Annotated in this window: 17 protein-coding genes; 11 read left to right on the top strand and 6 right to left on the bottom strand. The window is 41.5% G+C overall.

The window, feature by feature from the left end:
• The first annotated feature begins 3 nt into the window (after window positions 1-3).
• The 4 genes from B2O97_RS13535 to B2O97_RS13520 all read left to right on the top strand — a co-directional run bounded on the left by B2O97_RS13535 (window position 4) and on the right by B2O97_RS13520 (window position 4,793).
• Complete coding sequence (locus tag B2O97_RS13535) at window positions 4-1,647, top strand: sodium:solute symporter (RefSeq protein WP_286767549.1); 1,644 nt, start codon at window positions 4-6, stop codon at window positions 1,645-1,647.
• 57 nt (window positions 1,648-1,704) lie between these two features.
• The gene (locus tag B2O97_RS13530) at window positions 1,705-2,475 is read left to right on the top strand and encodes an SDR family NAD(P)-dependent oxidoreductase (protein ID WP_286767548.1); all 771 of its coding nucleotides are present in this window, start codon (window positions 1,705-1,707) and stop codon (window positions 2,473-2,475) included.
• A 99-nt stretch (window positions 2,476-2,574) separates the two neighbouring features.
• Entirely contained in the window at window positions 2,575-3,741 is a 1,167-nt protein-coding gene (locus B2O97_RS13525) for an alpha-hydroxy acid oxidase (protein WP_286767547.1), read from the top strand.
• Between the two features lie 392 nt (window positions 3,742-4,133).
• Window positions 4,134-4,793 carry a DUF6266 family protein gene (locus tag B2O97_RS13520; protein WP_286767546.1) on the top strand — a complete coding sequence of 220 codons (660 nt, stop codon included), beginning with the start codon at window positions 4,134-4,136 and terminating at the stop codon, window positions 4,791-4,793.
• Between the two features lie 99 nt (window positions 4,794-4,892).
• On the opposite strand, the gene B2O97_RS13515 is transcribed toward B2O97_RS13520, so the two are convergent.
• Together B2O97_RS13515 and B2O97_RS13510 are read right to left on the bottom strand one after the other, a co-directional pair.
• Entirely contained in the window at window positions 4,893-5,024 is a 132-nt protein-coding gene (locus tag B2O97_RS13515; protein WP_256603458.1) for a hypothetical protein, read from the bottom strand.
• Between the two features lie 131 nt (window positions 5,025-5,155).
• Window positions 5,156-6,760, bottom strand: a complete 1,605-nt coding sequence (locus B2O97_RS13510; RefSeq protein WP_286767545.1) for a hypothetical protein — start codon at window positions 6,758-6,760, stop codon at window positions 5,156-5,158.
• Between the two features lie 503 nt (window positions 6,761-7,263).
• On the opposite strand from B2O97_RS13510, the gene B2O97_RS25260 reads away from it, so the two are divergent.
• From B2O97_RS25260 to B2O97_RS13490, 5 genes are all read left to right on the top strand, one after another.
• A complete protein-coding gene (locus B2O97_RS25260; protein WP_369012018.1) occupies window positions 7,264-7,593 on the top strand; it encodes a DUF6660 family protein in 330 nt (109 codons plus the stop codon).
• A 152-nt stretch (window positions 7,594-7,745) separates the two neighbouring features.
• Window positions 7,746-12,068, top strand: coding sequence for a CusA/CzcA family heavy metal efflux RND transporter (locus tag B2O97_RS13505; protein ID WP_286767544.1), 4,323 nt, complete (start codon window positions 7,746-7,748; stop codon window positions 12,066-12,068).
• Between the two features lie 7 nt (window positions 12,069-12,075).
• Complete coding sequence (locus tag B2O97_RS13500; protein ID WP_286751841.1) at window positions 12,076-13,386, top strand: efflux RND transporter periplasmic adaptor subunit; 1,311 nt, start codon at window positions 12,076-12,078, stop codon at window positions 13,384-13,386.
• Window positions 13,387-13,420: 34 nt separating this feature from the next.
• A complete protein-coding gene (locus tag B2O97_RS13495) occupies window positions 13,421-15,454 on the top strand; it encodes a heavy metal translocating P-type ATPase (RefSeq protein WP_286767543.1) in 2,034 nt (677 codons plus the stop codon).
• 126 nt (window positions 15,455-15,580) lie between these two features.
• Complete coding sequence (locus B2O97_RS13490; protein ID WP_070564333.1) at window positions 15,581-16,378, top strand: GIY-YIG nuclease family protein; 798 nt, start codon at window positions 15,581-15,583, stop codon at window positions 16,376-16,378.
• 42 nt (window positions 16,379-16,420) lie between these two features.
• On the opposite strand, the gene B2O97_RS13485 is transcribed toward B2O97_RS13490, so the two are convergent.
• Window positions 16,421-18,019, bottom strand: coding sequence for a sulfatase family protein (locus B2O97_RS13485; RefSeq protein WP_286767542.1), 1,599 nt, complete (start codon window positions 18,017-18,019; stop codon window positions 16,421-16,423).
• A gap of 170 nt (window positions 18,020-18,189) precedes the next feature.
• Here B2O97_RS13485 and B2O97_RS13480 point away from each other — a divergent pair, with 170 nt between their 5' ends.
• Window positions 18,190-19,392 (top strand): MFS transporter, encoded by a 1,203-nt coding sequence (locus B2O97_RS13480; RefSeq protein WP_286767541.1) that lies wholly within the window; start codon window positions 18,190-18,192, stop codon window positions 19,390-19,392.
• A 60-nt stretch (window positions 19,393-19,452) separates the two neighbouring features.
• Here B2O97_RS13480 and B2O97_RS13475 read toward each other — a convergent pair whose 3' ends face one another.
• Window positions 19,453-20,253, bottom strand: a complete 801-nt coding sequence (locus tag B2O97_RS13475; RefSeq protein ID WP_286751846.1) for a GNAT family N-acetyltransferase — start codon at window positions 20,251-20,253, stop codon at window positions 19,453-19,455.
• Window positions 20,254-20,260: 7 nt separating this feature from the next.
• A complete protein-coding gene (locus tag B2O97_RS13470) occupies window positions 20,261-21,250 on the bottom strand; it encodes a GlxA family transcriptional regulator (protein ID WP_112374766.1) in 990 nt (329 codons plus the stop codon).
• Window positions 21,251-21,555: 305 nt separating this feature from the next.
• Between B2O97_RS13470 and B2O97_RS13465 the strand changes: the two genes are divergently transcribed.
• Window positions 21,556-22,407 (top strand): SRPBCC family protein, encoded by an 852-nt coding sequence (locus B2O97_RS13465; protein ID WP_286767540.1) that lies wholly within the window; start codon window positions 21,556-21,558, stop codon window positions 22,405-22,407.
• Window positions 22,408-22,524: 117 nt separating this feature from the next.
• Here B2O97_RS13465 and B2O97_RS13460 read toward each other — a convergent pair whose 3' ends face one another.
• Complete coding sequence (locus tag B2O97_RS13460; RefSeq protein ID WP_159332938.1) at window positions 22,525-23,394, bottom strand: alpha/beta hydrolase; 870 nt, start codon at window positions 23,392-23,394, stop codon at window positions 22,525-22,527.
• Between the last annotated feature and the right edge of the window lie 227 nt (window positions 23,395-23,621).

Genomic DNA, 23,621 nt, shown 5'->3' with positions numbered 1-23,621 from the left:
ATTATGTTAGGAAATTTAGATTTAGGTATCGCCATCTTTTATATACTGTTGATTTTAGTTGTCGGCGTATTGGCAGGATCGGTGCGATTTAAGAAAGTCAAGGAAACAAGTGCAGAGGGGTATTTTTTGGCTGGAAAGACACTTCGTTGGCCAGCCATTGGACTAGCGCTTTTTGCAACCAATATTTCAACAATCCATCTGGTCAGTTTGGCACAGAGCGGATTCGATACCGGGTTGCTTAATGGTAACTTTGAATGGATGGCGGCCTTTACTTTAATCTTACTGGCGCTTTTTTTTGTGCCATTTTACCTCAAGTCGGGTGTTGCCACCTTGCCCGACTTTCTGGAACGGCGCTATGATCGTGCCAGCAGAGATTGGCTTACGTTTATCTCTATACTATCGGCAATTGTTATTCATATCGCTTTTTCGATGTTGGCCGGAGGGATTGTGCTGCGCACACTTTTTGGATTTAATATGTATTTAAGTATTACAGTAATCTGTGTGATAACTGGAATATATACGATTTTGGGCGGATTGCGTGCTGTTGTGGTGACGGAATCTATCCAGACAATTGTGTTGCTTGCGGGGGCTTTCATTATCAGTTTTGCGGCTTTTGACAAGATGGGCGGTTGGACGCCAATGAAAGCTGTACTGGAACAGGACAATGCCCTTGATCGCCTTTCCATGCTTCGTGGGAGTAACGATGGAAGTGGAATGCCTTGGTATGCCGTTTTGTTTGGCTATCCGATTTTGGGTATTTGGTACTGGTGTGCCGATCAGACCATTGTTCAGCGTGTTTTAGGGGCGAAAGATGAAAACCATGGACGTGTGGGTGCTCTTTTCTGTGGTTTTCTAAAAATCTTGCCTGTTTTTATTTTTGTGCTTCCAGGCCTATTTGCGTATACCTTGTTTAGAACAGGTCAATTGGATTTAAGCAGTCTCGGCGTGGACCATCAAGGGCAGGTCAATTCAAAAGGTATCTATACACTTATGATTACTCAACTTTTGCCTTCCGGATTGATCGGTGTTTTGGTCGCAGCGCTGCTGTCGGGTTTAATGAGCCAGATATCGGGTGCGCTAAATTCGATATCGACCATGGTGAGTTACGATATCTTTAGACATCGGAAACCTGCCGCTTCCGATGGTCAGTTGATTCGTATTGGGAAAATTGCTGCAGTTATTGCCATGGGATTTTCCTTGGCTCTTTTACCACTATTGGATCGCTATGAGAGTATTTTCTACGGCATAAATGATGTGATAGCACACATTGCGCCACCAATAACCTGCGTATTTCTTTTAGGTGTGTTTTGGAAAGGGGCATCGGCAATAGCTGCAAAACTTACCTTGTGGATAGGTTCTGTTTTGGGGGTTGCCGTATTTTTACTGAACAAGCTGCTGCCTGACTCGTGGATAGGCCAGACTCCATTTATGATGATGGCTTTTTATCTGTTTTTGATCTGTATGGTACTTCAGGTATTATTATCTTATAAGTATCCCGTACAGCACACTGCGCAAAGTCGGGATTTGTACTGGAAGAATCCCATGGACCCACTTCGGGGTAAAGCCTGGTCGGGTATCGGGAGTTACCGCATTTTGTCGACATTGCTACTCGCTATTGTCGTGATTTTATATGTAATTTTCAACTGATTTTTTAATTTGTTCCAATGCTTTGGAACTTGATGCTAAATACAAGAATAATAGAACGTGAAAATCTTAGAAGATAAAATCATATTGGTTACCGGAGGAAGTGCTGGTATCGGTTTGGAATGTGTAAAAGCCTATGTCAAAGCGGGGGCAAAGGTTGCCTTTGTTGGTCTCGATCAAGCATCTGTGGATGAAACAGCTGAACTGATCGGGGCACCACATATGGGCATCTGTGCGGATGTCACGCAGGCCAGGGAAGTTGAATCAGCTATCCAAAAGACCGTTGCTGTTTTTGGGCGGCTTGATGCAATCCATAACAATGCTGGCTTGGCAAGTCCATCAAAACCTTTGCATGAAACGACGGACGATGAATGGATAAGGTTACTGGATACCAACATGAAAAGTGTTCTTTTGACTACACGGTATGGCTACCCCCATTTAAAGGAATCTGCCGGTTGTATTCTAAATACGAGTAGCTTAGTAGGGGAAATAGGCCAGGGGAACCATGCGGCATATGCTGCCACAAAAGGGGCTATCAATGCGTTGACAAAATCGATGGCCATAGACTATGCGTCTGTCGGCATACGTGTAAATTCGGTTATGCCTGCAGCTGTTATGACACCCATGCTCAACAAATGGACACTGGAGCAACCACAGCCGAAACAGGTTTTTGATTTTTTGAAGGATATTCATTTGCTTGGATACTGTCCTGACGGTGATGTCATTGCTGATGCCTGTGTGTTTCTGCTGTCAAACCAAGCGCGCTTTATTACAGGGGTAAATCTACCTGTAAGTGGAGGTGCCGAGTTGGGCTACCGCAGAAATGTGTGACAGATTTTTTTATATTAACTATAATTAGCTTGCATTTGAAAAGCAATTTATCTAAGTTTGGCGCGCAGTTGTAGACTGCTTATAAATAATACATCAATCATGAGCCAGAAATTTATATATAATACCCGTTATCCTTCTGTTGAAGATCTAAAGATTAAAGCGAAGAAAAGGATTCCCAAATTTGCATTTGATTATTTGACCGGAGGAGCCAATGAAGAATTGAACCTTGCCAGAAATGAAAACGATTTTGATAATATTCTGTTGACGCCTCAATATCTGCTTGCGAGTGAAGAAATAGACCTTTCGGTCGAACTATTCGGTCGCCGTTATAGTGCGCCTTTTGGGGTTTCACCTATTGGACTTCAGGGATTGATGTGGCCGAATGCGCCAGAGATTCTTGCGAAAGCGGCTGCAAAAAATGATGTTCCTTATATTTTGAGTACTGTATCAACAAGTAGTATTGAACGTATTGCCGAGGTATCTGATGGGAAAGCGTGGTTCCAGCTCTATCATCCGACAGAAAACAGATTGCGCGATGATATTATTCAACGTCTACAGGCTGTTGAATGTCCCGTATTGGTAGTTTTGGTCGATGTTCCTGCTTTTGGACTTCGTTATCGTGAAATAAAAAGCGGATTGTCTATGCCGCCTAAAATGAGTATCGCCAATATCTTGCAAACTTTTGCCTGCCCAACTTGGGGGATAGAAACATTAAGACATGGAATTCCTTCTTTTGCAACATTGAAGCCTTATATGGAAAAAGGTCTTGATTTAGCGCAGCTGGGACAGTTTATGAATAGAACATTTACCGGTAAGGTAGATGTTGAGAAAATTAAAGCTATTCGCGATCTTTGGAAAGGGCCATTGGTGCTTAAAGGGATTGCCACCGACGAAGATATGCAGGCTTCTATCGCATTGGGCGTGGATGGAGTCATTGTCTCAAATCATGGTGGACGACAGCTCGACGCAAGTGAATCTTCGATCAATTCATTGATCCATTTGGCGAGCAACCCAGAATATAAAAATAAGATAAAAATCATGTTAGATGGTGGTATTCGATCGGGAGTTGACCTAGCCCGCGCCCATGCGGTTGGATCGGATTTCAATTTTATGGGAAGACCATTTATGTATGGCGTTGGCGCATTGGGCAATGAAGGTGGGGAACATACAATCAATATGTTCAAGACACATTTGTATCAGGTTATGAAGCAATTGAGTCTTTCAAAGATTGAAGATTTGCCGCAACGTCTACAGGCTGTCCTGTAACCGTTGTAGCAGGTCGAGTTTTCGATCCAGCGTTGAGGTGGGAATCAGGCCTACCATAGAAAGAAGAGAATGTCTCTTATGTTTGTATGAAGCAAATGTAGGAGACATTTTTTGTTTTATAGTTTGACATAAAAGCTAGTTGGCTTTGATGTAATATGATTAAGTTTTCGATATAGCAAACGGAGATCAATCGGAGGCCAAATTCGCGATTTTAACAGTGCTTGTTCAGTGCTCGTTCAGTGCTTGTTCAGTGCTTGCTCAGTGGAGACTGAATAAACAATGACTAATTACTGTCCAAATATTGAATAAAAATTGTTTTTTCACCTAATTTGGTATGAGTATGTTTCCTTGATAATTTTTATCTTTAATATCTATAACATTATCAAGCAATTATGGCAATCGTTAAAAATGGTGTTAATGGAACTGTTTCCGGGAAAGCAGGTTCTGTTGTATTTGTGTCGACTAAAACAGGAAATTATGTACGATCTCTCCCTCGTGTTAAAAAACGGGAGCCCAGTCCTGAGCAACTGCTCAGTAGAAAACGCTTCAAAATGGTGAGGTCACATATTAGCCAGTTAAAACCGATCATCAATATGGGGTATAAAGCGTACAGCTATCCTAAACGGGCATACGATGTCGCGATGTCTTATAATTTGAAAGAAGCGCTTATCCAGGAAGAAAATGGTTTTTTGATTGACTGGCAGAAATTTATGATTGCCAAAGGAAGCCCCAATCCCATCACTTCCTACACAATGAATTTTGACAAAGAAAACCAAGTACTTCAGGTTACCTGGGAATATGACGCCTATCTGGAGGAAAAGTTCAATACCAGAACTTACGATTCCTTCTTGGTCCTGTATAATGTAGCGGATAACGGGAACGGATATTCACTTGTCATGAACGACTTCAAAGGTAGCTTACTATCTGGCAAACAACATACTGAAATGCCAAAACATAGAAAGGAAGTGACCTATCAGGTGTATATCTTTTTTATCGAGAGTTACGGTGGAGGTAATACAGACAGTCTGCACTTGGGTCCAATAACGATTTGAGTATACATAGTGCTGACACGATCGTGTAATATAATATAGCATAAAAAAGGGCTATCCACATTCGGCTAGCCCCTTCCTTTTATCCATATTGGAAATAGTTTACCAGTCGATATTTCTATTGTCTGTTGAACCTACTTCCCATTGTTCGCTCACTTTACCGCTGTTGGCGTCTTCTGGTCTGGCGTATGCCGAACCGGCGGCGATACCTTGTTCAAGTTCGATCGTCGTCATGTTTATTCGAGGGGCGATGTATGCTAATTTCTTTTCCATAATACCTTTTTTATCCTTGCTGAATTTCTATTGTTATGCTCAGCGTGTATTTAATTTTTAAGATTATTGATCTATTTATTGACTAATGGTGACTACTGACAAGGGATTTTCTTCTTTCCAGCACCTACACCTTTGATAATTGTACGTCCATCAACAAGTTGGGTCACTTTTACGGTGTTGCTTTGTGTTGCACTCCAAGGGAATGTGTTGAAGCTGTTGCCATTAACGAGTTTAAGTTCATATAAAGGACCGCCGGATGTTTTGCTACCAAACATGGTAACCTGGCCAGTTCTGCTGATGACAAGCTTGATCAATGGGGCTGCACTTGTACCTTTCATGTTGTAGACCTGATCAATTCTTTTACCAGTTTCAATATTGTTGCCTGCGTATTTGCTTCCATCAACAAACTGGATGTTTTGAGCAGAAGAGGCACCCACTTCAAATTGAATTTCTTGTTTCGCCAATTTGACACCATTTACTTCCATGTTAAATGCATTGTCCAGTTCGGTAATGTCGAAAACAAAACCATAGTCTGCCGCTGGGGCAGTGAAATTTCTATCGATTGTCGTTCCATTGGCATAGAATTTTCCATCTTTCATAATCCCCGTTTTACCTCCCGATGTAGTTGCCGGATAGCTCCAGTCCAGGCCATTGCTGGTTACATTTTTTGTGCAGGTTCTGAAATTGAGTTTCAGATCGTATTTCTGTCCGGGATTGATCTTAACATTTGGAATGGTGATGTTTGTTTTAGTCTCATCATCCAGTGTTAGACTACCGAGCATCAGTGTTCCATTGCTGGTTGCCGGGTGGATCAATAAAGAGGGGTTACTGATCACGGTATGCAGGCCATTTCCTAAAGCCGGGAATTGCGTGGTCACGCCTGCGTTGTTCAAGGCATTGTAGGTTAGTGTTTGGTCTGAGAATTTCAAATTTGCACTACCATGACTAGGTTTTAATACGGCAGTCCCGATTTGAGTAATAGCTCCGGTCATACTTGGATCCATGGTCAATGTTGTGGTAATTTGGCTAAACCGGTGTTTTAATACAACATTTAAGTTATTTACACCACTTTTTAACGTTAATGTGCCCGTGTAATACATCAAATCATCACTTATATTGTCTAAGCTGGCAGTGGACAGTGTATTTTGATTGTTGATACCCGGTAATGCTGTGGTACTATTGATCGAATAGGCAATGAACGTGTAAGATTTTCCAGCGTCAAGAACGATACCTGCAGCAGTAGCTTCCTCACCATAGCTATAAATCTTTTCCGTTACGTAAGCGCCTTGGTTGTCATAGACAACAACTTTATATTTAACGTTTTTGTCCAATGGCTTCTCTTGTATCTGGACAGCCGCTAGTTTGGGGGTGGACGAAGCGACGAGGCTTTTTGTGATCGCTGAATTGTTTGTTAGGACCACGTCGACAGAACCACCGTTTTCAAGCGATACTGTCATTTCCTGTACATCAGGTGCATCGATTGATGTGCGTGAAGCTTTTGCAGATGCTTGCTTTTGAACAGCATTGTTGTCCGTTTCAGTGTAAGCTTCTACACCCGAAAGATTGACTTTAACGACAGTTTCTCCTGTCAATGCGGTGTTTTCTCCACTTTTGTTACAGGAGTAGAGACTAAGCGCGAAAGCACTGCAACCCAGCATGAACAGGTTAGTCAGTCGGTGATGGGGGATTAGATTCATGTTAATTGACATTTTGTTTTGTTATTGATTTTTTGATTTAGTTATTGATTTATTTGTTGTACTGTCTTTGCAGGTGTATGCCTGTTTGTGTTTAAAATATGGTATACGATTGCTTTTTTTTGTTGCTATTATTTTTTATCGATGCAATTATATAAATAGCATTTTACTTAATATGACGTATTTGTATTATCTTATTTTTCGTGTAGAGAAATATCTACAATACAATTATTTGCTCCTTTAAAGCTGTTTAAACATGTTTTATGCTGTTTTTCTGTTAATTACAATTCGTTTTATTTGAATAATAATTTACTTGTAATTAATATTAGTATCGAGTGATTGTTCTTTGTTGGGTTATGCGGTTTTGTGTGGATTTAAGGTTAAGAAAAGCGTTCGATAGAGGGCAACTGTTCCATTGTTTTTTAGGAAGAATAGGATGTGATGATCGCAATAGATTTCTGAGACTAAGCGGAGATTTTAATTTATTTTTTTAAATTTGTGCATTCATGAGGTTAATTGTTTTCATATTGATAGCATATATTATGGGACTTTCTTTTGTTCCCTGCAGTGATTCTACCAATCGCTGCGAGCAGACTGCTATGGAAAGACAATTAAACCGAACTCATAAACATAATGATGACGCGTCCGATGCTTGTTCGATTTTCTGCTATTGCAATTGTTGTAGTGGAAATATAACGGCTTATGCGTATCAATTTCCGCAAATAGATGGTGTCCCGGTTTCAATTTATTTTGATAATCGTAATCCTGTCCTCAATACAGCGATTGTTTCCAGTTATTTTGGGAGCATCTGGCAGCCGCCAAAGGTTAATGCTTAATTTTTCGTAAAAATTCTAGAAACAAATCTGATAGAGCATGCTATGCTGTTCTTTATTCAGCTTTGTGCTCGGAATACGCTTGTTGTATGGTATTACGACAAAAGATGAGCTATTCTAACGAGCTATTATTTAAGCATTAATCACGTATAATTGTGTTAGATCATATTATAAAATTTAGCATTAAGAACAAGATCATTATCGGTTTAATGACCTTGTTGCTTATCATATGGGGGGCATGGAGTGCAACGAAACTGCCAATCGATGCCGTTCCCGATATTACCAATAATCAAGTACAGATCTTTACCTCTTGTCCAACGCTTGCCGGGCAGGAAGTGGAACAATTGGTTACTTTTCCAATTGAACAAAGTATTGCAACTGTACCCAAAATTGAGGAGATCAGGAGTATTTCGCGCTTTGGACTTTCTGTCATTACTGTTGTTTTTGACGATGATGTAGATATCTATTTTGCCCGTCAGCTGATTGGTGAGCGTTTAAAAGAAGCGGTGGATCAGATTCCACAAGGTATTGGTAAACCTAAGCTGGCTCCAGTGAGTACTGGACTGGGAGAAGTATATCAATATATTATACATCCCAAAAAGGGAAGCGAAAAGAAATACAACGCAAAAGATTTGCGCACCATGCAAGATTGGATTGTTGCCCGTCAGCTCTATGGCACACCTGGAATTGCCGAGGTCAATAGTTTCGGTGGTGAGCTCAAACAATATGAAGTAGCTGTTGATCCGAATAGACTTAAGGCGATGAATATCAACATTCCAGAGCTATTTACTGCCCTGGAGAAAAACAATCAAAATACAGGCGGTGCCTATATTGATAAAAAACCGAATGCCTACTTTATTCGGGGAATTGGGCTGGCGACCTCCTTGGAAGATGTCAGAAATATTGCCATCCGAAAATCAGGAGCAATACCGATTTATGTTAAAGATGTTGCGGATGTACGTTTTGGTCATGCTGTGCGCTATGGTGCCTTGACATACAATGGTGAGGTTGATGCTGTGGGAGGTGTCGTCATGATGCTAAAGGGTGAAAACAGCAATGAGGTGGTCAACCGCGTGAAAGAAAAACTACCGACTATTCAAAAGTCGCTACCTGACGATGTGGTTATAGAGCCTTATTTGGACCGGACAGACCTCGTTGGGCGTGCGATAAGTACCGTTGAAAAAAATCTGATTGAAGGTGCCCTGATCGTCATTTTTGTCCTGGTCTTATTTCTTGGGAATTTGCGTGCGGGTCTTATCGTTGCTTCGGCAATTCCACTGGCGCTGCTATTTGCACTTGGACTGATGAACGTCTTCGGCGTAAGCGCCAATTTAATGAGTTTGGGCGCGATAGATTTCGGTTTGATTGTAGACGGAGCCGTCATTGTGGTGGAAGCTACACTACACCATTTAGGCTTACGAAAGTCTACCGAGAAATTGACCCAGGCCGAAATGGACCATGAGGTATTTGAGTCTGCTTCAAAGATTCGTACCAGTGCAGCCTTTGGTGAGATTATTATTCTTATTGTCTATATTCCAATTTTAACATTAGTGGGTGTTGAAGGGAAAATGTTTCGTCCAATGGCACAAACAGTTGGGTTTGCTATTTTCGGCGCATTGATTCTCTCGTTAACCTATATCCCCATGATGTGCGCTCTGTTCCTACCGAAAAAACACAGCGACAAGAAAACGTTGAGCGACCGGATGATTGCGGGACTGCAACGTATTTATGAGCCTTTATTACAAAAAGCCATTCGGTTTAAATACCTAATCGTGAGTTTAACCGTTGCCATTTTTGCTTTGTCGGCCTTCTTTTTTAAGAATATGGGAGGCGAATTTATTCCACAATTGCAGGAAGGTGATTATGCATTCCATTGCATACTTCCCCAGGGAAGCTCACTTTCGCAAAGTATCGAAACCTCGATGCAGGCATCCCGGATTATCAAAGAGTTCGATGAGGTGAAGATGGTTGTCGGTAAAACAGGAGCTGCTGAGGTACCAACAGACCCTATGCCACCGGAAGCGACAGATATTATGGTGGTATTGAAGCCTCAAAAAGAGTGGAAGTCGGGCCGTTCTTATGAAGAACTGGGGAGCGCTATTCTGGAGAAACTAGAAGTAATTCCGGGTGTCTTCTTCGAAAAAAACCAACCTATTCAAATGCGTTTTAATGAACTAATGACGGGTATCCGTCAGGATGTTGCTGTAAAGATCTTCGGTGAAAACATCGATTCGCTGGCCGCTTACGCCAATGTGGTTGCCGCGCAGATTCAATCCGTTCAAGGGGCGACTTCGCCACAAGTGGAGCGTGTATCCGGCCTCCCACAAATCAATATCGTTTATGACCGCACCCGTATTGCAAATTATGGCTTGACGATTCAGGACGTCAATGACGTGGTGAGTACTGCTTTTGCCGGTCGAAGCACGGGACAGATCTATGAAAATGAACGTCGCTTTGATTTGGTCGTCCGGTTAGATACAACGCATCGAAACAGCATTGATGATGTGCGTAATCTGATGATTCCTACAGATACTGGTACGCAGATTCCGCTTTCTCAGGTCGCTGCCATTGATTATAAATTGGGGCCGGCCCAGATCAGCCGCGAAGCGGGTAAACGAAGAATTGTGATTGGATTTAATGTGGCCGGGCGTGATGTTCAAACCGTCGTAAAAGATATCCAACAACAATTGGCTGCAAATGTAAAACTTCCTGCAGGGTATTATTTCACCTATGGGGGGCAGTTTGAGAATTTACAGAAGGCGACCTCACGCTTGTTGATTGCTGTGCCAGTTTCCTTATTGCTTATTTTTATGCTGTTGTATTTCACGTTTCATTCCTTTAAGCAGGCGACGCTTATTTTTACTGCAATTCCAATGAGTGCTATCGGGGGTGTATTTGCGTTGATGTTGCGCGGCATGCCTTTCAGTATTAGTGCCGGTATCGGTTTTATTGCCTTGTTTGGCGTAGCCGTACTCAATGGTATCGTTTTAATTGGGACATTCAATCAGTTGAAAAAAGAGGGTGTCGATGATATTTTTCAACGCGTTAAAGAAGGTACGTTGACTCGTCTGCGTCCAGTACTCATGACTGCGACCGTGGCTTCACTGGGCTTTTTACCGATGGCAATAAGTACAAGTGCCGGCGCTGAAGTTCAGAAACCTTTGGCAACGGTTGTTATTGGCGGATTGGTAACGGCAACTTTCCTGACCTTGTTTGTGCTACCCTTATTGTATATAATTTTTAATTCTAAATTGAATATGAAACGAAGTAGAGGTGCTAAGACCATCGTCACAATACTTGCTTTCCTATTTATGGCTTTGGGATCTCAGGTGTTTGGACAGGAGCGCATTTCTGTCACAGAAGCTGTAGAAACTGCGCTGAAGAACAATCGTCAGTTTCAGATCAACCAGGCTGAAATCGTGGGCGCTGGTTTCAATGTTAAGACGGCGACTGAAATTCCCAAGACCGGGATTTTTGCAGAAAATGAAGATTACCGTCCTACGGATAAGGCCGGCTTATTGAAAATTGGTATAACGCAAAGTATTGCCTGGCCTGGACTCTACACTGCGCGTAAGGCGTATTTTAAAGAACAACTAAAATATGTGAACCTAAATACAGATGTATTGAAAACTGCGATTACCAAAGACGTGAGGACAGCCTATTTTCAGCTCTGGTATCTTCAGGATCGCCAAAAACTGTATATGGAGTTGGATAGTATCTATACCGCCATGTTCAAAGCAACTGAACTTCGCTTTAGAACAGGTGACGTAGCTGCGCTGGATAAGATTGCGGCTGAAGCAAAGCTGAAAGAGCTGCAGGCACAACTTGTTCAAAACAAAAAGGATATCATTATTCAGCAACAGCAATTGATGATGTTGTTAGACCGTAATGAGTGGATGCTCCCATTGGATCAATCCTTGGAGAAGATTGTCGTGGACGCAAGTCCATCAGATGAAATGGCGCATCCTTTACTGGTTTTACAGCAGCAAAATGTAAATATCGCTTCATCAAACATCAGTGTTCAGAAAAATACCAATAAGCCTGAGTTCTCGGGTCGATTTTTCTCCCAACGTGTTTGGGGAGCCAAAGATCCATTATCGGGATTCTCGGTCTCCGCATCCTTCCCGGTCTTTAGCTTGGGCGCCTATAAAAGTAAAGTGAAGGTTGCCAACGCTGAAATGGAAGTTCAACAGCGTAAGTTGGAATATGATACGCAGGTATTCCAGACAAATAAAGGGAATGCACTTGCTGAAATTGACAAGAATAGTGCATTGCTGCAATTTTATGAGTCTTCGGGGTTAAAACAAGCTGATGCAATTATTAAAGCAGCTAGTTTGGGTTATAGAACGGGGGAGATCAATTTTGCTGAATTAAGCCAATTTTTAAGTCAGGCCATTGGCATTCGCCAGAATTATTTAGAAGTCCTCAATCAGTATAATCAATCAGCAATTCAATATAATTACTTCAATAACAAATAAGGCAACAATGAAAGTTTTCATAAAGATATTTATCGTATGTGTAGCCGTTACTGTTTTTTACGGTTGCGGTTCTAATGAGTCGGAGCGTAAAGGTCAACCGGAAGGAAAGGAAGTACCCAAAGCCGAAGCGGAGCATGAGGAAGGGCCGGTTACGGTGGCGGCATTGAGTGCTGCACAAATAAAGGCTGTGGGAATCGTTTTTGGAGGGATTGAAGAGAAGGAACTAACAGCTACCATTAAGGCCAATGGACTTTTGAGTGTACCCAATAACAATAAAGCGAATGCGACGGCGCTTTATGGTGGTGTTGTAAAGACATTGAATGTGCAGCTGGGGGACAATGTGCGTAAGGGGCAGGTGATCGCCACGATTATCAACCCCCAGTTTGTACAATTGCAGGAGGAATATGTATCCCTGGCAAGTAAGATTACCTTGGCCGAACAAGAAATGGCAAGGCAACAGGAACTCAATGAAGGCAATGCAGGCGCACGGAAAAATCTGCAGGCCGCAACAGCAGACTTCAACAGTTTAAGGGCCCGAAAGGCTTCTTTGCAACAACAGATCCAATTGATGGGTATTAACCCCAATAGCGTGAATCTGTCCAATATGCGAACTTCACTGGCCGTAACAAGCCCTATCAATGGAACAGTTAGTAATGTTTTTGCGAAAATAGGGAGTTATGTGGATGTCTCTTCTCCGGTGATCGAGATTGTTGACAATAGTCTGTTGCATTTGGATCTGCAGGTATTTGAAAAGGATCTACCTTTGGTTAAAGTCGGACAGCTCATCAACTTTCAGCTGACCAACAATCCGGATAAGACCTATACCGCTAAAGTTTTTACAATTGGATCTTCATTTGAAAATGACAGCAAGACCATCGCTGTACACAGTACGGTTGTGGGCAGCAAAGTGGGGTTGATTGATGGGATGAACATTACGGGTATGATCGGTGTCAAAAATGTGCGGACTCCGGCTGTTCCGAATGACGCAATCGTGGAGGCTGACGGCAAGTATTATATTTTTGTGGAGACCAACAAGAAACCGGAAGAGCATGAGGAGGGGCATGACGATCACGGGCATGCGCACGATGAAGGTGAAGCAAAACATGCACATAAAAATGAGCAAGAAGCCGGGCAGCATGGAGAAGAACAGGCTAAAAACATCAATTTTGAAAAAATTGAGATTCAAAAAGGCGTATCTGCTTTGGGATATACGGCGATTACCCCGGTTACAGAAGTGCCTGCTGGAACAAAAATTGTTGTGAAGGGTGCTTTTTTCATCAATGCCAAAATGAGCAATACAGGTGGGCACGAACATTAATTGACCGTATTTGTTAACATAATCAAAGCAAGTGATGGAACATAAACATCGTTATGATGCACAAGGCAGGCAGCTTTGTTGTACACAGACCGAAAAAATATATAATCAGGGTGGAGCTGAGGATCTTATTGGGAAAGCTCCGGCTTCCAGCCAAGGTCATGACCATAGCCATGATGAGGACGGTCACGATCACTCGACGGCAGGGGCCAGTCAGATGCAGTTATTTCTACCTGCGCTAATTTCTTTTATCTTACTCATTGCTGCTATAGCCATGGATAATTGGATTGCACAATCCTGGTTTAAGGATTGGGTCCGTACAGGCTGGTACATATTAGCTTATCTACCGGTTGGGTTTCCTGTTATCAGGGATGCTTTAAAGAGTATAGCCAAAGGGGAAATCTTTTCGGAGTTTTTGTTAATGAGTATTGCTACCATAGGCGCTTTTGGGATCAAAGAATACCCCGAGGCTGTAGCGGTAATGTTGTTTTACGCCGTAGGAGAGGTGTTTCAGACCTTGGCGGTAAGTAGGGCTAAAAGTAATATTAAGGCTCTACTGGATCAGCGTCCGGATGAGGTGACCATTTTGGAGAATGGAAAGAGCAAAGTGATCAAAGCTGCCGATGCAGGTATTGGAAAAATAATTCAGCTGAAACCTGGTGAAAAGCTTGGGCTTGATGGTGAATTGTTGTCTGAGCAAGGTGCATTTAATACAGCTGCGCTGACTGGCGAGAGCAAGCCAGATACAAAGATGAAGGGTGATGTTGTACTGGCTGGAATGATTAATATGAACACCGTGAGCCTAATTCAAGTGACAACAGCATATCAGGACAGCAAGTTGAGCAAAATCCTCGAGCTCGTACAGAACGCAACGGCTCAAAAAGCACCCACAGAGCTGTTTATTCGCAAATTTGCTAAGATTTATACCCCAATTGTCGTGTTTTTGGCCATTGGAATTTGTCTCCTGCCTTACTTGTTTGTGGATCAATATGTATTTAGCGAATGGTTGTATAGGGCTCTCGTGTTTTTAGTGATCTCTTGCCCCTGTGCACTCGTCATTTCAATTCCTTTGGGGTATTTTGGTGGAATTGGTGCTGCAAGTAGAAATGGTATACTTTTTAAAGGCAGTAATTTTTTGGATGCGATGGCAGCTATCCGCCATGTCGTGATGGATAAAACCGGAACAATGACTGCCGGCGTTTTTAAAGTGCAGGAAATTAAGCTACAGGCCGGTTACGACGAAGCAAGGATTTTAAAGCTCGTCAATAAAATAGAGAGCCACAGTAGCCATCCAGTTGCAACAGCGATTAGAGAATATGTCGGTCCGATCGATGAGTCTGTCGATCTCAATACCATAGAAGAAATCCCTGGACATGGACTAAAAGCTATGGCTGATGGCAAAGTGTTGCTGGTGGGCAACTTTAAATTGCTGGACAAATTTAATGTAGTCTATGATATCGATCCCAATAGTATCGTATATACGACCATCGCGATCGCTTTGGATGGTAAATTTGTAGGATTCATGACCATTGCTGATAGCATAAAAGCGGATGCTGCGCTTACCATACAGCTACTGCATAAACTCGGTGTAAAAGCCACAATGCTGAGCGGGGACAAGACGACTGTTGTCGCCTATGTTGCCAAGGAACTTGGAATAGATCAGGCCTATGGCGATCTGCTGCCGGAAGATAAAGTGAATAAAGTCAAGGAAATAAAGGGACTAAACGAATCTGTTGCTTTTGTGGGGGATGGCGTTAATGATGCTCCGGTTGTCGCACTGAGCGATGTTGGAATAGCGATGGGGGGACTGGGCAGTGATGCGACGATCGAGACGGCAGATGTCGTGATACAAGATGATAAACCTTCGAAAATTCCAATGGCGATTCGCATTGGAAAAGAGACGAAAAAAGTCGTTTATCAGAATATAGGCCTTGCCTTCATAGTTAAGGGGATCGTGTTGATTCTTGGCGCTGGGGGATTGGCAACGATGTGGGAGGCAGTCTTTGCCGATGTTGGCGTATCGTTGATTGCGATATTGAATGCCATAAGAATTCAGAAAATGAAATTTTGACATTTAGCATCAAGTTGCACCCGCCCTTTTCATTGGATGAAATGAAGGGTGGGTGTATGCCTATTTTTTTTAGCCATCATCTAAAACACTAAATATATTAGTATATTTGGGCGTGATTTTTATGTAATGACGAAAGAGCAAATTGCCGGATTGCTTGAAGGAGTACCTTCAGCAGTCGGCGTATATTATATTTATGATAAGCATGATGCGCTAATTTATGTGGGCAAGAGTATCGATATTAGAAATAGGTTATTGCAGCATTTTAGAAGTACAGATTTTAAGGAACGTAAAATCCAAGGAGCAGCCTGTAGAGTTGGATTTGAACTGACCGGTCATGAATTACTTGCGTTATTGTATGAATCTGACCTGATCAAAAAACACCAACCCTATTACAATCGAGCGCAGCGTCGAACTTACTATGGATTTGGCCTTTATCTGGCTGTGAATCCGTCAGGTTATCAAGTCTTGCAGGTTGAGACACTTGATCCCGAACGTGAAGAGTTAATGACTTTTTCGAGTTACCAGGAGGGGCGGGAGCAATTATTTCATATCGTGGAAGCTTATCAGCTGTGTCAAAAAATAAACAAGTTACAGACGTATACGAAACATTGTTTTCAGTATATGTTGAAGACCTGCAAGGGGGCTTGTATTGCGCAGGAGCTTCCAGAAGACTATAATCGAAGAGTGCAGGAATTTGTCGTCTCTTCGGAGCTTCCGCTGGGCGAAATATTTTTGGAATTTTTAGGGCGTAATCCCAATGAAAAGGGCCTTGTTTACTTGTTGGACGGTCGGTATAAAGGATTTGGCTACTGCAATAAGCGTGTTTCTAGCGAAAAGAAAAAGCGAGAAGCCATCGTCTTCAAGGCCGAGAACAGAGATGTTAGACGTATTTTGAGACGCTATTTCAAACTCAACCCTGTTTAAATTTTTATCAACACTGATTTACTGGCTTGATACACCAGTAAATCAATGTTTCACCTTTGGTAAAAACTTTTTGTCGTTCTCATCGGAATCTTTATAGTAGGCTCGCGCTTCGTCCAGTTTATGATGCATTTCTTCACGTACGTTGTGGTATCCTTGTACATGGTATACATTCTGCATTTCCTGTGGATCTTTTTCTAGATCGTATAATTCCCACTCATCTTTGTCATAATAGAAATGGATCAGTTTGTACCTTTCGGTACGAATTCCATAATGTCGTTTTACCATGTGAATGGAAGGATACTCATAATAGGTGTAATATACGGCATCGCGCCATTGCTTTTCTTTTCCATTGAGTAGGCCACGAAAAGATTTTCCCTGCATATCTTTCGGGATTGCAAGTCCTGCATAATCTAGGATTGTTGGGGCAAAATCGAGATTCTGGACAAGTGCTTTTGAGGATTGGCCAGCTTTAATTTCTGCTGGATAGCGGATCAATAAGGGAGTTCGAAGCGATTCCTCATACATAAAACGTTTATCAAACCAACCATGTTCACCTAGATAGAATCCTTGGTCTGAGGTATAAATGACAATGGTATTTTCGTCAAGTCTATTATCTTTCAGAAATTCCAATAGGCGTCCAACACCATCGTCTACCGCTGCAACGGTACCCAGGTAATCTTGCATATAGCGTTGATATCGCCAGCGCATCAGGTCTTCTTTGGACATGCTGGGATATTTTATCTTAAAATCTGCCATAATTGGGTTGTATATTGAATCCCATGTTGCACGTTGTGCTGCGGTCATTCTTCCTAAGTTTCCATTAAAGGCAGCTTTATCCCAAGATAGATATTCTTTTAGTCCCAATTCATCCATTAGCGTAGGCGGTATCTTATTGTCGCCAGCCCAGTTCATGTGTTTAAGGATATTCATTTCCGCGGTTTTTGCGGCGGTTCCTCTTCCTTCGTAGGTGTCGAATAGATTGTCCGGTTCTTTATAGGTTTTTGATGTATATTGTTGAATATGCCGTAAAGCAGGTAGCCATTCTCGGTGTGGCGCTTTTTGATGATAAAGCACACAGAATGGTTTACTAGTATCTCTTTTAGCGATCCAATCTAAGGTCATATCGGTGGTGAGATCCGATACATAGCCTGGCATTTGTTGTTTCACACCATTGATAATGAAGTTAGGATTATAATATTCGCCCTGGTCGATAAGTACCGCGGAGTAGTTGAATCCCTGTGGCAACCCATCCATGTGGATTTTACCAATTAATGCTGTTTGGTACCCATTTTTTTGAAGAATCTTGGCAAAGTTGTCCTGATTCCAGTCGAATTTTGCCTCATTATCAATTTTCCCGTTCATATAACTGTGCTTTCCCGTTAAAAGTACAGCCCGACTGGGCGCACATAATGAATTTGTCACGGTCGCACGTGTGAAAATGGCACCTTCCTTTGCTAATCTGTCAATATTGGGTGTTTCATTTAATCCGTAACCATAAGCGCTGATCGCTTGATAACCATGGTCATCACTCATGATATATACAATATTTGGATTCTTTTTTGTCTGCTCTTTTTGTGCCAATGCCCAAAAAGGTACACATGCGTACAAGGTGAATGTAAGAATATAATGATGCAATTTCATGGTTAAGGTTTGTATGTGTTGCGACGATCGTTTTTACCACAAGCTAATATAGCTGTTTTCATTGAGACAAAGATGATGCTATTAGTTTAATGATACCTTTTACTATTTAAATGATTTGTTTATTTTATTATTCTGATAGAAATTTGCAGTATTGATAATTTTACTTATATATGAAGAAGAGTTTATTAGCACTTGCACTAGGGGGATTAGGGATAGGTATTACCGAATTTAGTATGATGGGGATGTTACCGGACGTTGCCCAAAGCCTGCAAGTTTCAATTCCGGAAGCTGGTTATCTCATTACCGCTTATGCTTTGGGTGTTGTTATTGGTGCTCCACTATTGGTAGTTGCTATGAATCGGTTGTCGCCCCTTAAAACCCTGATTACCCTCATGGGATTATTTACTCTGTTTAATGGATTATCTGTGATTGCTCCAGATTACGGTCTTTTGCTGGTGTCGCGTTTTATTTCAGGATTGCCGCATGGTGCTTTCTTCGGAGTAGGGTCTGTCATTGCTAGTCGATTGGACGATCCTGGGAAAGAAGCGCAGGCGGTAGCGACGATGTATTCGGGATTGACCATTGCCAATTTATTTGGGGTTCCATTGGGTACCTATATAGGGCATCCTTTTTCATGGCGTTATACTTTCTTATTGATTGTTGTCGTCGGTATTTTGACCATGTTAGCCTTAAAGTTGTGGATGCCTAAAATGAAAGCAGCACCTAAAAATAATCCCTGGAAGGACTTTGGCATTTTTCGCAATGTGAATGTCTGGTTTATGGTTTTATTATTTTCAGTGGCCCCAGGGGCGTTGTTTGCCTGGATAAGTTATATTGCTCCGCTGATGACTGAAGTGTCTGGGATTGCTGATAAATACCTGCCGTATATTATGGTGTTGGCTGGATTGGGTATGTTTGTGGGGAATTTGATCGGCGGGAAGTTGACGGATACTTTTTCGCCAACAAAGGTGGTCGTAGCCGTATTGGTGGTTCAGATTTTATGTATGCTGGCTATTTATGGCCTGTCCGACAACGTTGGGATATCCTTGGTGATGACTTTTTTAACCGGAGTCACTACTTTTGCGCTTGTACCTTCGTTAACCCTATTATTGCTTAATTCGGTAAAGAGTGATGCTGAAATGTTGGTTGCTTCTCTGGGGCCTGCATGTTTTAATATTGCGAATGCGTTGGGTGCTTTTTTAGGTGGTGTGCCTATTAATCAAGGCTATGGTTACACTTCTCCAGCTTTGGTTGGTGCGGTAATGGCGGCATTAGGGATAGTCATTTCTTTATGTTACATCCAACGAAGCAAAAAGCAGCCGACTATGGATAACAAAGAAGTTCTTGAGGATGCCGTTGGTCAACTTTCATAATCCTTCATGTCGTCTTGAAATTTGTTGTCGGTCCTAAAAAAATAGCGAATAGGATTGATGTTAACCAATATTTCCACCAATTCTATTGAAGATAGACTTAAATTGAACATCGATATTTTCACCCAGGTACATGCGCTTGGCCCGGCGTTTTATAGGATTTCCTTGGTTCAATAGGAAGGAAACTGTGGTTGTATTCTCTTGAGGTAGTACAATTTTGGAATTTTGCCTTAAATAGAGTTTTAACAAAGCCATTCCGGCGGATTGTTTATTGGCGACAATAAGACCTTCTCCCAAAGTGGGAAGGTAATAGCCGCGGACAGTTTTGTTTTCCACATAGACAAAGCCAGCCGTGAAATGTGGTTCTATTTCGAACCGTCTATTTTCGGCAGCAGTTTTCTGGTCGAGTGCCAAAAGTTGCTCGCTATAACGGGATTGATAGTGCTGTATGCTGTGGTCCGGTTCTTCAAGCTGAGTGATCTGTATATCATCAAAGAAAAGATAGGAAGAAGATTCCTTAAAGCCGAGTTTTGTGTAAACTGGAGCGCCCATATCCGTTGCAATGAGTTGGATGCTCTTGCATTTTTTGCTATTTGCTATATGAATAAGTTCTTGGGTGATGTGTTTCCCATAGCCTTTTCCTCTTTCATCGGCAGCAACGATAATATGTCCCAACCAGGCTACGTTACTATGGATAATGGTCGTACCTATGGCGACAATTTTCTGATCGACCAGGAGTTTTATGGGAAAACAAAAAGGGCTTTCTATATAGTGTTGTATTTTGATCGTGATATTGCCCCATCCTTCCGGACTTAGCGTTGTAATTATGGGAAGATCGGAAAACTGAATAGGATCAAAATTCATGTAGCCTCTATTTTATTGCGGTTTTATTGTACTTGTTTTTATATTCAAGGGGGGATAGTCCCGTAAACCGACGGAATATTTCACGGAAAGCCTTTACGTCAGTATACCCAATAGCGTACATTACTTCATTTACCGTTTTCCGCGAGCTTTCCAATTCCTTTTTTGCCGATTCCACTTTTATCCGTTGAAGATATTCCACAGGTGTATTACCTGTCGCTTTAATAAATCTACGGTCGAAATTCCGGCGTCCGACGGTGAATTTTTCAGATAACTTCTCCATGGAGATTTTTTCTGAGAAGTTATTCTCGAGATAGTCCTGTGCACGCATGACCATTTCATCGCCATGTGACTTTTGACCATTAAAGATCATAAAATCGGATTGCGTTTGTCTGGCAATATCAATTTGAAATATTTTGGAGCAATAAATCGCTGTCTGTCTGTCGTAAAACTTTTCAACCAGGTAAAGGAGGAGGTTGAGGAAGGAATAACCGCCACCATTGGTATAGATTCCCTGCTCATCGGTAATAATTTGTTCTGTTTTTAAGTTGACTTTGGGGAAGAGCTTATGGAAGTTTGCTGCTGATTTCCAATGGATAGAGCAGCTTTTGTTATCTAAAAGTCCCGTGGATGCGAGCAGATATGCACCGGTACACATGCTTGCAACATTTGCTCCTTTGGCATGATGGTGTAATATCCATTCTGAAAGAACGCTATTCCCAGCTTCTATTGCAGTAAAATTGGAAATGACAGCGGGTACAATAATGAGGTCTGTTTTTTGAATTGCAGTGATATCTTTCTGTGGCATGACCGTTAATAATCCATTGACAAAGTTACTCTGTTTAGAAACTCCTGCTAATTCTATAATAAATATAGGCTCCCTGTTCAGTTGATCGTAATAGCGGTTCGCTTCGGTGAATACATGGTATGTTCCAATAATGCACGATATGGTATTAGGGCCTGTCTGACTGTTTGGAACTAAGATCGTTAGGTGTTTCATGTTGAAAGTTTATAAGATTGAATAAACGATAGTACGCTTATTTGATACTATTCAAATATACCGAAACGACTTGTCTAAATCAACCGCTGAGAATGTCTATTTTACACCCCTTTTTGTGTTTTGAACTCCACTATATTTGATCTATAAATTTAAATTAATACGACAGGATGGTACAAATGATCGCAATATATAAGTTGACCGAAGAATCTTGGCGCCTCATGATGATGATGTTCAGATTTACATATTTGATTCGATTGAGTTATAGGAAGATAAGAAGTATGAGTTAATGGTTAAAAATACGAAGAATGATGAAAAAGGAAGATTTTAAAATGAGTATTACCGTTGATGCAGGTGCTCAACGCGTATTTGAAGCAATCAATAATGTCCGTGGATGGTGGTCTCAAAATATTGAAGGGCTAACTGCTGCTTTGCATGATGAGTTTATATATCATTATCAGGATGTACATCGTTGTCGAATACGAATAGAAACGATGGAAACAGATCGTAAAGTAGTCTGGCGGGTCCTCGAAAACTATTTTAAATTTACCCAGGATGAACGGGAATGGACTAATAGTTCCATTATCTTCGATATTGTTGAAGATGTAGGTACAACTACATTACATTTCACCCATCGTGGGCTTAATTCCCAGATGGAATGTTATAAGGTATGTCATGATGCCTGGACATATTACATAGCGGACAGCCTAAGACAATTGATTTTAACGGGGATGGGACAGCCTACTCCAAAGGAGGAAATAGCGCTGGACGCTATGGAAGAGAATCGCATACCACATGATCCTGGGACAAAAAGTATCTACCATAGATTGTTAATTGAAACTCCGGTAGAGACTGTTTACAAGGCGCTTACAACGGCGGAAGGACTAGCAGGCTGGTGGACACCAGATACGAAGGCAAAGCCAGAGATTGGTGCGATCCTGCGCTTTGGATTTGGTCCCAGCTATTTTAAAAATATGGAAGTTATTGCGCTGAAGCCTTATTCCAGGGTCGAGTGGCGCTGTGTCAAGGCATTTGAGGAATGGATTGGAACGACACTGACCTTTGAACTTGAACCTCAGCAAAAGGGATGTATGCTGCTGTTTCACCATGATGGCTGGACAAATTATAGTGCGGAATTCGCTTCCTGTAGTTTTGATTAGGCACTATTTTTCAGGAGTTTAAAATTTTTCTGTGAAAAAGGAAAGGGTTTTCCTTATCCCGAATTTAATGTATAAAATTCGGGAAGGGGCATAGTGTATTTTTGATATAAAATGAGACTATCGCAATAGCTTGGCAATCGCATGCAGATAGTCTTTATTTTTAGAAAAATCATTATGTCCCTCCTTTGCCAACCGAATCAATTTATCCTGTTTTTTAAAGAATCTACTCAGTTTAATGGAAGAGTCAAAATAGACGGCTTTATCCTGGTCTCCGTGGAAGATGATCGTTCTACATTTTACTTTTTGTAATGCCGAAGCATTGTCGAAATGAAAGGGGAGCCCGCTTGTATCGAGCTCAGGAGCGATATGTTGCGTCCAATCTTCAAAACTATAGTAAGGTGCCTGAAGAATAAGTATTTTTGGGGCGTTATGCGAAGCAATAGTTGAAGCCAGTGCTGTACCCATCGATTGACCAATTATGATGATATGATCTTCCGGATAATGTTGTTTCAGGTTATCATAGACTATTTGCAGATCACTATAAAGTAGTTCTTCATTGGTTACTTTACCTTCACTTTTTCCGTAACCTCGGTAGTCTAACATAAAAAGATCATAGCCGTTATCAGTATAGATATTCGCAATTTTACCCCAAGTGTCTACCGCCCCATTACTGCCATGCAAATAGAAAATTAGTCCTTTGCTCTTGTCTGCCTTAAACAAGATCCCATGGAGTTTAACATGATCTGCTGTTGTGATAAATTTTTCTTCATATTTGCCCTGAAAATGGAAGGTTGAATCTTGGAGCTTTTTGCTTGGAAATAGTTGTTCCTCAAGGATCTCATTCCAGTTTGGTTTCACTTTAGCCTTACTATTGGCTTGCGCATGTACTACGAGGTATGAAAAGATGAATAGCAGGAGTAATAGCATTGGACGTGACCAAATGTGACGATAGAATTTTGTTAATGCGGTGGTATTGTTTACGTGCATAAATATACTTGGTCTATGATTTTTATTTAAGTTACACATTTCTGTGGCATCCAGAAAATGTGGGAATTCCTAGTTTTAGCGGTATCTTTCTTATAAACTTAATCTAGGTTAAGTTTACGCCTTAATCTAGGTTGTTGGAAGCAGACTTCTTCTTGTCGTACCTTTGAGATAGCAATTTAAAATGAAGTGATCATTTAGGCTTCAACTTAAATTCATCAAGAACGATA

Source organism: Sphingobacterium sp. UBA865, assembly GCF_002295765.1.
Classification (GTDB): domain Bacteria; phylum Bacteroidota; class Bacteroidia; order Sphingobacteriales; family Sphingobacteriaceae; genus Sphingobacterium; species Sphingobacterium multivorum.
The sequence above is the reverse complement of the archived record's forward strand: the minus strand, read 5'-3'. Positions and strand labels throughout refer to the sequence as shown.

Excerpts from the sequence above, each read along its gene's own strand:
- B2O97_RS13510 (WP_286767545.1), bottom strand. The coding sequence starts at position 6,760 with ATGAATCTAATCCCCCATCACCGACTGACTAACCTGTTCATGCTGGGT.
- B2O97_RS13465 (WP_286767540.1), top strand. The coding sequence starts at position 21,556 with ATGATGAAAAAGGAAGATTTTAAAATGAGTATTACCGTTGATGCAGGT.
- B2O97_RS13535 (WP_286767549.1), top strand. The coding sequence starts at position 4 with ATGTTAGGAAATTTAGATTTAGGTATCGCCATCTTTTATATACTGTTG.
- B2O97_RS13480 (WP_286767541.1), top strand. The coding sequence starts at position 18,190 with ATGAAGAAGAGTTTATTAGCACTTGCACTAGGGGGATTAGGGATAGGT.
- B2O97_RS13525 (WP_286767547.1), top strand. The coding sequence starts at position 2,575 with ATGAGCCAGAAATTTATATATAATACCCGTTATCCTTCTGTTGAAGAT.
- B2O97_RS13495 (WP_286767543.1), top strand. The coding sequence starts at position 13,421 with ATGGAACATAAACATCGTTATGATGCACAAGGCAGGCAGCTTTGTTGT.
- B2O97_RS13485 (WP_286767542.1), bottom strand. The coding sequence starts at position 18,019 with ATGAAATTGCATCATTATATTCTTACATTCACCTTGTACGCATGTGTA.
- B2O97_RS25260 (WP_369012018.1), top strand. The coding sequence starts at position 7,264 with ATGAGGTTAATTGTTTTCATATTGATAGCATATATTATGGGACTTTCT.
- B2O97_RS13460 (WP_159332938.1), bottom strand. The coding sequence starts at position 23,394 with ATGCACGTAAACAATACCACCGCATTAACAAAATTCTATCGTCACATT.
- B2O97_RS13515 (WP_256603458.1), bottom strand. The coding sequence starts at position 5,024 with ATGACGACGATCGAACTTGAACAAGGTATCGCCGCCGGTTCGGCATAC.
- B2O97_RS13520 (WP_286767546.1), top strand. The coding sequence starts at position 4,134 with ATGGCAATCGTTAAAAATGGTGTTAATGGAACTGTTTCCGGGAAAGCA.
- B2O97_RS13470 (WP_112374766.1), bottom strand. The coding sequence starts at position 21,250 with ATGAAACACCTAACGATCTTAGTTCCAAACAGTCAGACAGGCCCTAAT.
- B2O97_RS13490 (WP_070564333.1), top strand. The coding sequence starts at position 15,581 with ATGACGAAAGAGCAAATTGCCGGATTGCTTGAAGGAGTACCTTCAGCA.
- B2O97_RS13500 (WP_286751841.1), top strand. The coding sequence starts at position 12,076 with ATGAAAGTTTTCATAAAGATATTTATCGTATGTGTAGCCGTTACTGTT.
- B2O97_RS13475 (WP_286751846.1), bottom strand. The coding sequence starts at position 20,253 with ATGAATTTTGATCCTATTCAGTTTTCCGATCTTCCCATAATTACAACG.